Genomic DNA, 13,792 nt, shown 5'->3' on the forward strand with positions numbered 1-13,792 from the left:
TCTGAACGCGGTTGGGGGGTCAGCGCAGCAGTAGCTTCCCGAAGCGCCGCGAGGCCCCGTAGATCCCGGCCGCCGCCAGCGCCGTCAGGTACAGCACGTTCCCGATCATGCTCCACGACAGCACGCCGATCGAGAGCCCGCGCATCAGCTCGATCCCGTGGTACAGCGGGAAGATCCGCACGATCCACTGGATCGCCTCCGGGTAGACCGAAAGCGGGTAGAACGTCGTGGAGAACAGGAACAGCGGCATCAGCACGAGATTGATGTAGTCGAACTGCGAAACCGACCGCAGGAAGGTCACCAGCACGATGCCGATGGCCGAGAACGCCATGGCGATCAGCAGTGCCGCCGGGATCATCAGCACGGCCCACCACGACCCGGGCAGCCCCATCGCGGTCATCACGCCGAGGAAGGTCATCGAGTAGATCCCGCCGCGCAACACCGACCAGCCGACCTCGCCGAGCGCGATGTCCAGCGGCCCGATCGGGGTGGCGAGCATGGCGTCGTACAGCTTCGCGTACTTCAGCTTGAAGAACAGGTTGTACGTCGAGTCGAGAATCGCGCCGTTCATCGCCGACGCCGCGAGCAGGCCGGGCGCGACGAAGGCGACGTAACTCATCACCTGACCGCCGGGCCCGACGACCTCCCCGACCAGCTTGCCGAAGCCGAGCTGGAAGGCCATCAGGTAGAACAGCGGCTCGAAGGCGCCGGACACGAACAGCATCCAGACGTGCGAGTAGGTCAGGAAGGTGCGTTCCAGGACCGCCTTCGAGCGGCCGCTGTACATCGACGGCGGCAGGACGCGCAGCAGCACCCCACGCCGCGGGGCATCGACGAGAACAGTCACTTCAGACCACCAGCCGTCGGTAGAAGTACTTGTGCGCCAGCGCCCAGCCCGCGCCGGCCAGTACGACCAGGAAGGCGAGGTGCCCCAGCGTGGCGAGCGGGCCGACGGTGCCGAGGCTGACCGCCCTGGCGGCCTCGTTGCCGTGCCACAGCGGGGAAAGCCAGGCGATCCACATCAGCGGGGCCGGCAGTTCGGTGATCGGGAAGAACGTGCCGGAGAACAACGTCATCGGGATCAGGATGAACCGGAACACCAGGCCGAACCGGGAGCCCTCGTCGTAGGTGGTCGCGGCCAGCGCCATCACCGGGGTGCCGCAGGCGAGACCGGTGAGCGTCCCGATCAGGATGACCGCGAGCACGCCGAAGCTCGTCCACGCACCGAACAGCGCGGCGATGACGGCGTAGATCGCTCCGGCCAGGGTCAACCGGATCCCGACCCAGATGATCTGGCTGCCGAGCACCTGCCCCGGGGTGATCGGCGACGCGGTGACGGCCACATAGCTCTGCTGCCATTTGAACCCGGACAGCACCGGGTAGCTGGACTCCCCCACCGCCAGCTGCGCCGCGCCGGCGACGAGCAGCGCGGGCGCGACGTACTCGAGGTAGGAGAACCCGCCTGTCGCGGCACCGGCCCGCACCTGCGAGCCGAATCCGAGACCCATCGCGGCCAGGAACATCACCGGCTGCAGGCCCGTCGAGTACAACGTGGACAGCCAGTACCGGCGGTACCACATCCAGTACCCCTCGACCCGGAGCCAGGCGCCGAGCCAGGTCGACACCACGCGGCCCGTCGAGGCCTTCGTCCGTGCTGTGGTCATCAGTCCACCAGCGTCCGGCCGGTGAGGCGGAGGAAGACGTCCTCCAGTGAACTACGGCGGACCAGGCTCGACAGCGGCCGCAGCCCGCGCGCGTGTGCCTGTTCGAGGGTGGCCTCGCCGGTCATCGTGTAGAGCAGGACCCGGTCCGGGAGCACCTCGACGCGTTCGGCGAGGCCTTCGATCCGTTTCGCGGCCGCCTCCTGTTCGCCGTTCGGGAACCGCAGTTCGACGACCTCGCGGGTGGAGTACCGGCTGATCAGGTCCGCGGGCGAGCCTTCGGCGGCGATGCGGCCGTTGTCCATCACGACCAGCCTGTCGCAAAGCTGCTCTGCTTCGTCCATGTAGTGCGTGGTGATGATCAGCGTGGTCCCGCCGGCCTTGAGCCGGAACAGCCTGTCCCACAACAGATGCCGGGCCTGCGGATCCAGCCCCGTGGTCGGCTCGTCGAGCAGGAGCAGCTCCGGGTCGTTGACCAGGGACCGCGCGATGGCCAGCCGCCGCTTCATCCCGCCGGAGAGCGAATCGACCTCCGCCTCCGCCCGGTCGGTGAGCTGGGCGAACTCCATCAGCTCCTCGGCCTTGCTCCGCACGTGCGCGCGGGACAGGCCGAAGTAGCGGCCGTAGATCTGCAGGTTCTGACGGACGGTGAGTTCGGTGTCCAGGTTGTCCTGCTGCGGCACCACCCCGAGCCGGGCGCGGATCTTCGGCCCCTCGATATCCGGATCCATCCCGAGAACGCGCAGGTCACCGTCGCTGCGGGGCGACACGCTCGCGATCATCCGCATGGTGGAGGACTTGCCCGCGCCATTGGGCCCGAGGAAGCCGAACGCCTCCCCCGGGCGGACGTCCACGTCGATCCCGCGCACCGCCTCGAAATCACCGAAGCGCTTGACCAACGCCTTCGCCTGCACCATCGCCGGTTCGTGCTCTGAGTCACCCACGGTTCGCACCCTAGAACCTGGCACCGACAAAATTCGACCGGTTTACCCGGACCCTTGTTGGACGGTCCCGCCTCGTCGATACTCACCGACCATGAGTCTGAAGCCCAAAATCGCCCTGTTGTCCGTTTTTGTCACCGCCGGGCTCTTGGTGGCTCCCGCCGCCCAAGCAGCCGAGACCACTGTGGACGGCCGGACCGTCGATCCTCGGCCCTCCACCGCCAAACTGGCCTTCGAACTGCACAAACTGGCGCTGCTCAGCCACGGCAAGATCCGGGTGAGCGAGATCGGGCGCAGCAACGAGGGCCGTCCGGTGTGGGCGGCCAGGGTCGGCCACGGCAAGACGCGTGTCCAGTACGTCACCCAGCAGCATGGCGACGAGCCGCTCGGCACCCCGGCCGCGCTCGAGTTCCTGCGCAAGGTCGGCGCCGGGCACAGCGCGTGGGCTCAGAAGCTGCTCGCGAAGGTGACCGTCGACATCGTCGTGCGCGCCAACCCCGACGGGCACGAGCACGACTGGCGCTACAACTACGACCCGAAGGCCACTCCCGAGTACGGCGAAAAGGGCAAGGGTTACGACATCAACCGGTACCACGACCCGGCCGTCGCGCCGGAGGACAACCCGGCCACCGAGGCGGGGCTGATCCAGCGGCGGAACGCGTCGTTCAAGCCGGACATCATGGTCGACTACCACATGCAGGGCCGGTACCAGGACGGCAAGGGCAAGGAGATCACCGCTTCGACGCTGTGGCCGACGAACCCGGGTGTGAAACCGTCCGATGTGGACTTCGCGAAGCAGATCGCGGTCGTGGTGCAGCGGTCGATCGACGGCAACGGCGGCTACGTCTCGCAATACCCGGGCGGTGACTACCAGGGCATCGCGCGCAACGGGTACGGCCTGCTCGGCAACGGCAGCGTGCTGATCGAACTGAGCCTCATCCCGGAGCGTGAGCAGCAGCAGATCCAGGACGCGCTGGCCTCGATGCTCGCGATCGCGCAGGCCGCGGCCGACGGTTCGGTGCGGAAGGTGGATCCGGCCGACGCCGAGGCGATCCCGCCTCGGGGTCCGGCGCTTCCGGGTACGGCCGAAGAAGAGGGCGAAGCCGCCTGACGCGTGCCATGAAAGGTCCTTTCCTTGCATCTCACGCGGCGAAGGGCGCTTTCCTCGCATGCGATACGGGGAAAGCGCCCTTCACCCCCTGCTGAGAGCCCAAACCGCGGTCCGTGGAGGCCTTCTTGCCTACCCCGACGGTAGAGAATGTCTTCACGGAAGCTTGCGAGCAAGGCCTGGTCGTGAGTGTTGAGTGTCGTTAGAACGACACTCAACACTCACGACCTCCGGAACCCAGGACGAAGCCGCCTGACATTCGCCATGAAAGGTCCTTTCCTTGCAAATTTTGCAAGGAAAGGACCTTTCATGGCACTAGCGGACGGTGACCGGCAAGCTCCGCGTGACCCCGTTGACGGTGACCGAAAGGCTCGCCGTCCCGGGCCGCAACGCGGTCAGCACACCGGTCGCCGGGTCGAAGGACGCGACGTCCCACGGCATCGCGGGCCGGAACCCGTCGGCGACGTGCGTGCCCCAGCCGCCCTTCCAGTCCGCGCTGACCGGGTACGACACCGGGACCTGACGGGTTCCCTGCGTCACGACCGCCCGGACGTCCGCCTTCTCCCCGCTAGCCAGCGACGAGGGCCCGGACAGCGTGAGCGCGTCGACGTTCGGCCGCGTCTCGAAGCGCACCGGCTGCGTCTTGTCCCCCGGTTCGAACCGGACCATCGTCCAGCCGACGAACCCGCCGTCGCCGGGCGCGGCCGCGGGCGACTTCCCGGAGTTGCCGTTCACCAGATACGGCACGCCGTCCACCCGCGACAGGCTGAACACACCCGCGTGCGAAGCGATCGCGGCCGCCTGCTTCCCCGACTCGCGCTCGAACGCCGTCAGCCAGCCTGTCAGCATCGCGGCTTCCTTGCGGTCGGCCAGTTGCGAATTCCCGGCGAGACCGGGGTCCTTGACCGGGTGGTGCATCGCGACGGCCACCCCGCGAATCCTCCTGTCGGTCTTCGCGCCGTCCAGCGCCTCGCGCAGCATCCGGATCTGGTCGAATCCGCCCGCGCGCAGGGAACCGCGTGAAGAATCCAGCAGTACCAAGCGGATCCCGGCGACGTCGACGACGCGGTGGGTCTGCCCGAACGCCGCCTGGAACTCGGTGAGCCCGTGCCCACCGTCGGCTTCGTGGTTGCCGGGGAGGTAGTACCAGGGTGCCTTGCCGACCAGTTCCGCGTCGATGATCGAGCGCGCCAGCGCGAAATCGGCGGCCGTGCCACGGTCGACGAAGTCGCCGTTGATCAGCACGAGATCCGGTTTCGCCGCCACCGCCTCGCGCAGCGCGCGGCGGGCCTGGGCGACCAGCGGGCCGTCCGGGGCGTCGGCGGTGAACTGGGCGTCGCTGACCACGGCGATCCGCAGGCCGCCGGTCGCGGTGCCGTCGGTGATCAGCGCCGGGTCACGCGGCGCCGGATCGGCCGGGACGCTCGCCGCGGGCGCGACCTCGAAGGTGAGGTCGTCGAAGACCAGCCGTCCTTCGTACTGCTGGTCCGGGACGTTCTCGACGGCGTAGAACTTCGTCAGCCGCTGCCCGCCGGGAAGGCCGGCCGGGATCGCCGCCTTGACGTAGCGCCAGCCCGTCCAGTCCACACTCAGCGAAAGGTCCACCAGGGACGGAACGTTGGCGGCGTCGCGGAGTTCCGCCCGCAGCCAGGCGCCCTTCGCGTCGCCGTCGACCCACAGGCCGACACGCTGGGTGCCGGGCGGCAGCGCGATCGGCGCCGCCGAGTTGACGTACGCCGCGCGCGTGGCGTTGGTTCCGTTCAGCCGGTAGTCCAGCGCCAGTCCGCGGCCACCCTCACGACCGGGCGCCTCGGACAGCGCGGCGCCGACGACGGCGGGGAAGACGCTGGCCGTCCAGCCCGCCGGACCGTCCAAAGCCGCCACCACGCGGGATTCCGTGCCGACGGACGCCGCCAGATGCGTCGTCTTCCCACCGGCGGTGGCCGTGATCGCCGAAGCGCCCGATGCCTTCAACGCGGTGACCGCGAATCCGTCGCCCGACGGCTCGATCCGCACCACCGCGGGGTCGTAGTCGAGTTTGACGTCGTCGGGCTCGATCCAGGTGCCGTAACCGTCGGCGTCGTAGCCATAGACCTTGAACGTGCTCCGTGCGCCCTCCCCCGACAGCGCGACCTGCTCGGTGCTGGTGCCCAGCCGGACGGGTGAGCCGAGCACGTTCAGTGTTGTCTTGCCCAGGACGCCGCCGCGTTTCGCGTAGACCTCGACGTTCGCGGGCGCGTCCGGCCGGAGCCGGTCGGGGTGCGCGGTGAAGACGCCGTCGGTCACGGTGCCGCGGAAGGGATTCGTGCTGAGCCAGCGGGCTTCGCCGTCGACGGCGGCGCCGGTCTCGTCGTGGCCTCCGGCGACGAGTTTCCGCGTCAGCCCGGAAAGCACGCGGGCCGCGTCGGCGGTGTCCTGCGCGGGGCGGGGTGAGAACCCGGTCAGCCGCCCGCTGCCGGGCACCGTTGCGACGCCGATGCCGTTGGGCACCAGGCGTTCCCCGCCGTCCGACGGCGAGTTGCGCACCAGCGGCGCTTTCTCGCCTTCCTCGCGGGCGAGCAGGGTCGAAGAGCCACCGCCGTCGAGGTTGATGGCGTCGTCCGCGCCGAGCGACTTCAGATGGCGGGCGAGTTCCAGTTCCGTCATGCCGCGACTGTCGGCCTGGCGGCCGTCGACCGTGGCGAGCCACATCTTCGTGCCGTCGGCGGAGAACCCGACCGCGGTCCGGGGGTGCATGGCGACGTTGTCGACCGGCTGGATCGCGCCGTCACGCACCAGGACGACGTTGCCGCCGACCGAGACGGACAGCTTGCCCGCGTCGCTCTTCGGCGCGTAGGCGACCCCCACCCGGTCGCCGATCTTCAAGCCGGACAACGTGTCCACGCCGCCGTCACGGGCGAGCAGGACGGTGGCACCCGCGGCGATCGGACCGTCCGCGGGCTGCGGACGCACCTGCGTGACGACGCCGCCGGAGACCTCGGCCTCGATGACGCGCTGGGCTCCGGCGACCGAGGTCCGCCGCGAAGACGCGCCCCACAGCGGCGTGTAGACGCCGATCGCGTCGCCGCTCAGCACCGGGCTGTTGAAGTTCGACGCGGGAACGACCCGGCCGTCGGGCAGGGTGACGGACGCGTCGAGGAAGACCTCCGCGAGCCGCGCCTTGCCTTCTTCGGTGATCGACGCGGTCAGGTTGTGCCCGTGCGCCGGGGCCGTCTGGAGTTTCCCGGCGTCGATGCCGACACCGATCGGCGCGCCGCTGGCGTTGATGTCGAAGAAGTCGCCGTTCACCCCGGCGACCGCGCCGCTCCTGGCGACCTGCTGCGAAAGCGGCGTCCGCGCGGAAACCGTGCCAGGGCTGAGATAAGTCGGCTTGAGCGTCTTGCTGGTGAGGTCGACGGCGAGGGTGTCGCCGCGGATCCAGCCCGCCGGGTCGTAGCGGTCGAACTCGGTGAGGCTCAGCCCCGGTGCCACCCGCGAAGTCGCGCTGGTGGTGACGAGACCGTCGTCGGGCGCGGCCACGGCGTACGCGGACGGGCCCTCCTTCGCCGAGGACGCCGCCGGGGCGGCTTCGACGGGTGCCGGACCGAGCGGTGCGGCCAGCGGATCGGCGTGCGCCGGTACGGCGATCAGTGATCCGGGCAGCAGAACAGCGAGCGCCCATAGGCGTGATTTTCTCACGGAATACCCCACGATCGAGTGAGAGTCGGCTCAGCTCAGCACAGCGGACGCGAGCCGCCAGGAGAAGACCCGGAGGTGAACGTGAACCGAACGGCGTAGGGCGCCGAAGATCAGGGCGTGAAAGGGCCGTCGAGGAAGGTCTCGGCCGCCGCGACGTCGCCGGTGATCTTCAGCCCGGATTCGGCGAGGGCGACCCGCTGCCACAGCACCAGGTCCAGTCCTTCGGCAGGTCCCTCGACGACGGCTTCCGCGGTCTCGGCGGGGTCGGCCGTTCGCGAACCGGGGACGTCGTTTTCGCCCGGCGGTGTGATCAACCAGGCGTGTCCGGTGTCGGAGGTCTTCAGCAGCACCGGAACTGTGACCGCGGGCGGGGTGTGCCAGCGTTTCACCTTCGGCAGCATGCCGAGGAGGACCTCGTCCGCGCCGTCGGCGGCGATGGACGGGTCGAGGGTGTACTCGGTTCCGGCCGCGCGGTGCGCGTCGAGCAGGTGCACCGCGGTCTCGTGGACCTGGCGGCGGAACCAGAAGGCCTTGGTCTTGGCCGCGGCGGTGAAATTCCAGGCGCCGTCTTCCGGGGCGGCCTCGCGCAAAGCCTCGATCAGGCCGTCCGCGGACGCGCGGTACCAAGCGGCGAGATCCTCGTCCGGTTCGGTTTCGAAGCCCTGCGAGGAGACTTCACCGGTGCGCACGATCCCGGCCGCCCAGCGGTGGACGTTGCCGAGGTGGACGACGAGGTCACGCAGGTTCCAGTCACCGCAGCACGGCACGGACGCCGTGTGGTTCCCGGTGCGCGCGACCTCCGCGAAACCGGCGGTGAGTTCCCGCAGCCGTGCCAGGTACTCGTCCGGTGTCATCGACAACCCCCAGATCCGTGGGTGGCGCGGACTTCCCGCACCACCCACGAGTGTGTCAGACCTCGGGGAACCAGAGCTTGAGCTCGCGCTCGGCCGACTCCGGGGAGTCCGAGCCGTGCACCAGGTTGTACTGGGTCTCCAGCGCGAAGTCGCCGCGCAGGGTACCCGGGGTGGCCTTCTCGACCGGGTCGGTGCCGCCGGCGAGCTGACGGAAGGCGGCGATGGCGCGCGGTCCCTCGACGGCGATCGCGACCAGCGGGCCCGAGGTGATGAACTCGAGGAGATCGCCGAAGAACGGGCGCTCCTTGTGCTCGGCGTAGTGCTCCTCGGCGACCGAGCGCTCGACGGTGCGCAGTTCGAGGGCGGCGAGCTTCAGGCCCTTGCGCTCGATGCGCGAGATGACCTCGCCGACGAGGCCGCGCGCGACGCCATCGGGCTTGACGAGGACCAGCGTGCGTTCAGTCACGACGGTATTTCTCCTTGGGTGGGGTTCGTGCTATTCGCCGGGAGCTTATCCGCCCGGGTCACCGGCGTTGCGGCTGCAGGGTCTTCGACCACAGCGAAGCACCCGTCGCGTCGCGCAGATCGACCGTGAGCGCACCGCTCGCGCCGTCGATGTTCACCTCGCCGAAGTGCTGGAACCCGTCCGCGGGCGACGTGTTCGCGGCGGGCGGGGCGTGCACGAAGACAGCCTCAGGGCCGAAGGTCGGGTCGAGCGTGTTCGGGCCGAACGCGCCCGCGTTCAACGGGCCGGAGACGAACTCCCAGAACGGGTCGAAGTCGGTGAACGACGCGCGGTCCGGCGAGTAGTGGTGCGCCGCGGTGTAGTGCACGTCGGCGGTCAGCCAGACGACGTTGCGTACCTTGCGCCGCGAGATTTCCCGCAGTACCCAGGCGAGTTCGGTCTCGCGGCCGCCGGGTGCGCCGGGCAGGCCGTTCGCGACGCCTTCGATGCCTTTGCCGTCCGGGACGGTCAGGCCGATCGGGAGGTCGGCCTGGACGATCTTCCAGGTGGCCGTGCTGCGGTCGAGCGCGTCGACGAGCCAGCGCGCCTGGCGGTCACCGAGGATCCGGCCGGGTTTGGTCTGGTCGGCGGTGTTGGCGTCCTTGTAGGTCCGCATGTCCAGGACGAAGACCTCGGCGCGGGAACCGTGGCGGAAGTTGCGGTAGACCCGGCCGTCGACCGCCTGGCGCCGGTCGATCGGATGCCATTCGTGGAACGCCTGGAACGCGCGGGCGGCGAGCACGTCGACGCGTTTCTCCGTGTATTCGGGACGGTCGTCGAGGATTTCCCCCGGATACCAGTTGTTCACGACTTCGTGGTCGTCCCACTGCACGTAGGCGGGCACGTTCGCGGTGAACCGCTTGAGGTTGTCGTCGAGGAGGTTGTAGGCGAACTGACCGCGGTACTCGTCGAGCGTCTCGGCGACCTTCGCCTTCTCCGGGGTGACGATGTTGCGCCACACACGGCCGCCGGGCAGGGCGACGGTCTCGGTGAGCGGCGCGTCGGCGTACACCGTGTCGCCGCAGTGCAGGAACAGATCCGGACGACGGTCTGCCATCGCGCGGTAGATCGTCATCCCGCCGCGTTCGGGGTTGATACCCCAGTTCTGCCCGGCGACGTCACCGGACCACAGCAGCCGGACGTCCGAGCGGCCGACCGGCGCGGTGGCGAACCGGCCGGTGACCGGCTCGCTGCACGTCCGTCCGTCGAGGGCTTCGGCGGTCACGCGGTAGTGGACCTCGGTCCCCGGCGCGAGCCCGGCGACGCGGACCTTGCCGGTGCCACCGGTCTCCGGGCTCATCACCGGCCCGCGCACGCGGCGCGCGTGGCGGAACGAGGGATCCTTGGAGACCTCGACGATCAGCCGCGAAGGCCGGTCGGCGCGAGACCAGACGATGCCGGAGCCGGTGGTGATGTCGCCGGACTGGACGCCGTGGGTGAGCAGCGGACGGTCGCCGCGGATCAGCGGGGCCCCGGCGACGGCCGTGGCGGGGCTCGCGGTGGCCGTCGTCGGGAGGAGCAGTCCGCCCGCGACGGCCCCGGCGCCGGTGAGACCGGCTTTGAGCAGCGCGCGACGGTTGTGGTGGGTTGCGGTCATGGCGCGGTTCTATCCCGCGGCGACGGCCGACGGGCCAACGGCGGTTTGCGCGGCGATGAACGAGTGGGCGGTCAGAGGCTGTCCCGCAGCGGCACGGTGATCTGCTTGAGCCAGGTCCCGGTGGTGAAGTCACGTGCTTTGATCACCACGGCGCGGTGGTATACCTCGATCTGGAGGCCCTGGTTGAAGCTGCCGCCCAGTGATTTCTCGCCGCCTTTGCCGTCGTCCACCCAGCCGGTCTGCACGGCGCCGGTGTTGACCACGGTGAAGCCTTCGAGGTTGCCGCTGCCCGGAACGACCCGGCGGGTCACCCAGTCGGACAGGTTGAGGTCCCAGTGGGTGTGCCCGGAGAACAGGAACACGTCGCGGTATTTGCCGAGCACCGCGAGCAGCCTGTCGGCCTGGAGATAATCACCGAGATAGAGCTTGTTGCGCGTGCCGGACACGGTGTTCGGCAGCGGGTGATGGGTCAGCACCATCACCGGCTTGCGCCACCGGTCCCAGTACGCCAGCCGCTGTTCCAGCCAGGCGAACTGCCGGTCGCTGAGCCACACCTCGTCCCACAGCTTCGGGTCGTGGTACTTGGCGTAGCGCTCGGTGCCGAGGCACAACACCGGAACCCCGCCGAACGAGGTCTCCGAATAGACCGTGTTGCGCCCGGCGAAGTTGTAGAAACCACGGAACAGCGAATCCTCGGTGGTGCCGTTGGGCCAGGTCTCCTGCGCGAGCGTGTCCGGGTCCCGCCACTTCGGCACGTAGAACTCGTGGTTGCCGATGGCCCAGGCCACGTTCCCCGGATGCGGATGCTTGTCCAGCACCGACCGCACCTGGGCGTACTCGAAGTCGTAGCCGCGCGGCGTGATGTCACCCGCCACGCCGAGACCGGCGCCGCGCGGGTTGGTGGTCTCGATGTCGTCCAGGGCCTTGCCGAAATCGGCGAGGTCGCCCTGGATGTCGCTGATGATGTTGAAGCGCACGGCCGGGCCTAGCGGACCACGGCCCCCAGTGGCCTCCGCCGGGAAGCTCAGCGCGGCTGTCGCCGCTGTCGCGGCGACCGCGCCACCCGTGGCCAGCATGAACGACCTGCGATCCATCGAACACCCACATTCAGTTGCGCCGAATATCTCCGGAGCAAAGGTAGGATGTTTGGGGTGATCGTCGGTGACTTCGGGTCGGCCGGGGCGTGTACGCGGCAGGAATTTCGGGTTCCGGCGAGGGGGTGGGCTGGGTTGGTCGTGAGTGGCGATTAGGGGTTGTAACCCAATCGGCCCAAAACAACAAAAAGAACCCGAATCGCCACTCACGACCAACCTGACGCAGCCGCTATCCGGCTTGCTGTTGCTGGCTGGGTAACGTCCCGGCCGCCATCCGCCGCGCCACGTCCCGCCGCAACCACAGCAGCCAGAGCCAGATCCCGAGGAAGATCACCCCGAGGATCGCCACGGCGGGCAGTGCGACGAAGAACGCGATCAGCGCGACCTGCAGAACCAGTACCGCGGGCACCGCCCAGGGCTTCTTCAGGAAGCCGCACAGCACGATCAGCGCGACCGCGATCACGATCACCGACCAGCCGGTGAGCGAACCGACGCCGCCGCCGAGTTTCGCCACGACGGGCAGCGCGAGCGCGACGGTGATGCCTTCCATGATCAGGGAGCCGGCCATCACGCCGCGGAAGGACTTCATGGGGTCCTTGGCCGGCGGCTTCGGGGTGTCGTCGGTCACGCCGGCTCCTTACCGAACATGGTCCTGGCTTCGCCCGCGGTGACGACCGAGCCGGTGACCAGCACGCCTCCGCCGGCCAGGGGTTCCTCGGGGTCGTCGCTCTGCTCGACGAGGCCGATGGCGGTTTCGATCGCGGAGTCGAGGCTCGCTTCGGCCACGACGCGGTCTTCGCCGAAGATCGAGATGGCGATCTCGTTGAGTTCGTCGAGCGGCATCGCGCGCGGGGAGGAGTTCTTGGTGACGACGATCTCGGAGACGACCGGTTCGAGGGCGTCCAGGATGCCGCGGGCGTCCTTCTCGGCCATCACGCCGACGACGGCGACGAGCCGGCGGAACGCGAACTCCTCGGCGACGGTGGTGGCGAGTGCCTTGGCGCCGTGCGGGTTGTGGGCGGCGTCGAGCAGTACGGTCGGTGCGGCGCGGACGCGCTCAAGCCTGCCGGGGGTCTCGACCTCCGCGAAGGCCTCGCGAACGGCTTCGACGACCAGTTGCCTGTCCTTGCCCGCGCCGAAGAACGCTTCGACGGCGGCCAGCGCGAGTGCGGCGTTGGCGGCCTGGTGCGCGCCGTGCAGCGGCAGGAAGATCTCGTCGTACACCCCGCCGAGGCCCTGCAGTTTCAGCAGCTGCCCGCCGACGGCGATTTCGCGCTCCAGCACGCCGAATTCGCTGCCCGCGCGGGCGACGCTCGCGTCGACCTCGACGGCGCGTTCCAGCAGGATCTTCTGCACTTCGGGGTCCTGCTCGGCGATGACCGCGACGCTGCCGGGTTTGATGATCCCGGACTTCTCCACCGCCGCCTTGGCCGGATCGCCGCCGAAGTACTCGACGTGGTCGACGCCGATCGGGGTGATGACGGCGACGTCGCCGTCCGCGACGTTGGTGGCGTCCCAGGAGCCGCCGAGGCCGGTTTCGATGACGGCGGCTTCGACGGGCGCGTCGGCGAAGGCCGCGAACGCCATGCCGGTGAGCACCTCGAACTTGCTCATCGGTACCGCGTCGGGTCCGCCCGCGTTGTCCACCATGGTCACGTAGGGCGCGACGTCGCGGTACAGATCGACGTACGCGGCGGCGGAGATGGGGGCACCGTCGAGCGCGATCCGCTCGGTGACCAGCTGCAGGTGGGGGCTCGTGTAGCGGCCGACGCGCAGGCCCATGCGGGTCAGGAGCGCGTCGATCATCCTGGCGGTCGAGCCCTTGCCGTTGGTCCCGGCGACGTGCACCACCGGGTAGCCACGGTGCGGTTCACCCATGAGGTTGACCAGCGCCGCGATCCGGGCGAGGGAAGGCTCGATCTTGGTCTCGGGCCAGCGCAGGTTCAGTTCGGCCTCGACCGCGAGCAGTTCGCGGCGCGCCTGCTGCCCGTTCGGGTCGGCCGGGGCGGGCTCGTCGCCAGGGTCGTCCAGTTCGTGCAGCTCCATGTCCTCCGGCGCGACGAGGTCGGGCACGGGGCCGAGCGCGAGGTTGTCCCCCAGCTGCCCGACACCGCCGATACCGCCGCCGGCACCGCCGCCCGCCTGGTACGCGGCGTCGGGTGCGTCCAGATCCGGGTCGGTGTCGTCGGACGGATCGTGGGCACGTGCCCCCAATTCGTCGACGCCGGCGAAACTGTCCAGATCTGCCAGGTCCGGGGATTCTGCGAATTCTTCGGAATCCCGGCCGTCACCTCGCGGCACGAACTCTCCTTTTGGCCTTACTCCCTGTCGAGCCGAGTCTACGTGCGGCTTTG

At 69.3% G+C, this 13,792-nt stretch carries 11 protein-coding genes; 1 reads left to right on the forward strand and 10 read right to left on the reverse strand.

From position 1 onward, the window contains the following. Positions 1–19: 19 nt before the first annotated feature. Genes ACZ5ZX_RS35625 through ACZ5ZX_RS35635 form a run of 3 tightly spaced genes read right to left on the reverse strand, consistent with a single transcriptional unit; the run spans position 20 to position 2,578 of the window. The gene (locus tag ACZ5ZX_RS35625) at positions 20–847 is read right to left on the reverse strand and encodes an ABC transporter permease (protein ID WP_465506373.1); all 828 of its coding nucleotides are present in this window, start codon (positions 845–847) and stop codon (positions 20–22) included. Between the two features lies 1 nt (position 848). Beyond that, the gene (locus ACZ5ZX_RS35630) at positions 849–1,664 is read right to left on the reverse strand and encodes an ABC transporter permease (protein ID WP_465506374.1); all 816 of its coding nucleotides are present in this window, start codon (positions 1,662–1,664) and stop codon (positions 849–851) included. Continuing rightward, positions 1,664–2,578 (reverse strand): ABC transporter ATP-binding protein, encoded by a 915-nt coding sequence (locus tag ACZ5ZX_RS35635; RefSeq protein ID WP_465506402.1) that lies wholly within the window; start codon positions 2,576–2,578, stop codon positions 1,664–1,666. Before ACZ5ZX_RS35635 ends, ACZ5ZX_RS35630 begins: the two co-directional genes overlap by 1 nt. A 118-nt stretch (positions 2,579–2,696) precedes the next feature. Between ACZ5ZX_RS35635 and ACZ5ZX_RS35640 the strand changes: the two genes are divergently transcribed. Beyond that, positions 2,697–3,713, forward strand: coding sequence for a M14 family zinc carboxypeptidase (locus tag ACZ5ZX_RS35640; protein ID WP_465506375.1), 1,017 nt, complete (start codon positions 2,697–2,699; stop codon positions 3,711–3,713). 312 nt (positions 3,714–4,025) lie between these two features. Here the strand turns inward: ACZ5ZX_RS35640 and ACZ5ZX_RS35645 are convergent, their stop codons facing one another. The 7 genes from ACZ5ZX_RS35645 to folC form a co-directional block, all read right to left on the reverse strand. Next, complete coding sequence (locus ACZ5ZX_RS35645) at positions 4,026–7,388, reverse strand: phosphodiester glycosidase family protein (RefSeq protein WP_465506376.1); 3,363 nt, start codon at positions 7,386–7,388, stop codon at positions 4,026–4,028. Positions 7,389–7,498: 110 nt separating this feature from the next. Then, positions 7,499–8,242, reverse strand: coding sequence for a maleylpyruvate isomerase family mycothiol-dependent enzyme (locus tag ACZ5ZX_RS35650; RefSeq protein WP_465506377.1), 744 nt, complete (start codon positions 8,240–8,242; stop codon positions 7,499–7,501). A 55-nt stretch (positions 8,243–8,297) separates the two neighbouring features. Beyond that, the gene (ndk, locus tag ACZ5ZX_RS35655; RefSeq protein ID WP_037310703.1) at positions 8,298–8,708 is read right to left on the reverse strand and encodes a nucleoside-diphosphate kinase; all 411 of its coding nucleotides are present in this window, start codon (positions 8,706–8,708) and stop codon (positions 8,298–8,300) included. Positions 8,709–8,766: 58 nt separating this feature from the next. Then, positions 8,767–10,344, reverse strand: coding sequence for an alkaline phosphatase D family protein (locus ACZ5ZX_RS35660; RefSeq protein WP_465506378.1), 1,578 nt, complete (start codon positions 10,342–10,344; stop codon positions 8,767–8,769). 71 nt (positions 10,345–10,415) lie between these two features. Further along, on the reverse strand, positions 10,416–11,438 hold the full coding sequence (locus ACZ5ZX_RS35665; RefSeq protein ID WP_465506379.1) for a metallophosphoesterase family protein: 1,023 nt from the start codon (positions 11,436–11,438) through the stop codon (positions 10,416–10,418). A 229-nt stretch (positions 11,439–11,667) separates the two neighbouring features. After that, positions 11,668–12,066 carry a DUF4233 domain-containing protein gene (locus ACZ5ZX_RS35670; protein ID WP_465506380.1) on the reverse strand — a complete coding sequence of 133 codons (399 nt, stop codon included), beginning with the start codon at positions 12,064–12,066 and terminating at the stop codon, positions 11,668–11,670. Next, positions 12,063–13,739 (reverse strand): bifunctional tetrahydrofolate synthase/dihydrofolate synthase, encoded by a 1,677-nt coding sequence (gene folC, locus ACZ5ZX_RS35675; protein ID WP_465506381.1) that lies wholly within the window; start codon positions 13,737–13,739, stop codon positions 12,063–12,065. The genes ACZ5ZX_RS35670 and folC overlap by 4 nt, the downstream gene beginning before the upstream one ends. Positions 13,740–13,792 lie beyond the last annotated feature (53 nt).

The organism is Amycolatopsis sp. NPDC033938 (assembly GCF_055575975.1).